Annotated in this window: 1 rRNA gene; it reads left to right on the top strand. The window is 52.3% G+C overall.

From position 1 onward, the window contains the following. Positions 1-23 precede the first annotated feature (23 nt). A 16S ribosomal RNA gene (locus DK188_RS21350) occupies positions 24-969 on the top strand; the annotation flags it as partial.

Raw genomic sequence — 969 nt, 5'->3', positions numbered from 1 at the left:
AGTGGTGATACTAATGACAAATTACAATGGAGAGTTTGATCCTGGCTCAGGATGAACGCTAGCGGCAGGCCTAATACATGCAAGTCGAGCGGCAAGTCGAGGAGTAATCTAAGACCTAGAGCGGCGCACGGGTGCGTAACGCGTATGCAACCTACCTCATACAGGGGGATAGCCCGGAGAAATCTGGATTAATACCCCATGGTACTATGAAGCGGCATTGTTTTATAGTTAAAGATTCATCGGTATGAGATGGGCATGCGTCTGATTAGCTAGTTGGCGGTGTAACGGACCACCAAGGCGACGATCAGTAGGGGTTCTGAGAGGAAGGTCCCCCACACTGGCACTGAGATACGGGCCAGACTCCTACGGGAGGCAGCAGTAGGGAATATTGGGCAATGGACGAGAGTCTGACCCAGCCATGCCGCGTGCAGGAAGACGGCGTTCTGCGTTGTAAACTGCTTTTATCTGGGAAGAAAAGGCCCATGCGTGGGACATTGCCGGTACCAGATGAATAAGCACCGGCTAACTCCGTGCCAGCAGCCGCGGTAATACGGAGGGTGCAAGCGTTGTCCGGATTTATTGGGTTTAAAGGGTGCGTAGGCGGCTATTTAAGTCAGCGGTGAAAGACATCGGCTCAACCGATGCAGTGCCATTGATACTGGATAGCTTGAGTGTTGGAGGGGTACATGGAATTGATGGTGTAGCGGTGAAATGCATAGATACCATCAGGAACACCGATAGCGAAGGCATTGTACTGGCCAACAACTGACGCTGAGGCACGAAAGCATGGGGAGCGAACAGGATTAGATACCCTGGTAGTCCATGCCGTAAACGATGATTACTCGCTGTTATGCCTTGATGGTGTAGCGGCCAAGCGAAAGCGTTAAGTAATCCACCTGGGGAGTACGCCGGCAACGGTGAAACTCAAAGGAATTGACGGGGGTCCGCACAAGCGGTGGAGCATGTGGT

Origin of the sequence: Algoriphagus litoralis (genome assembly GCF_003259255.1) — a bacterium.
Lineage (GTDB): Bacteria > Bacteroidota > Bacteroidia > Cytophagales > Cyclobacteriaceae > Algoriphagus > Algoriphagus litoralis.
This window is presented reverse-complemented; position numbering and strand designations above follow the sequence as displayed.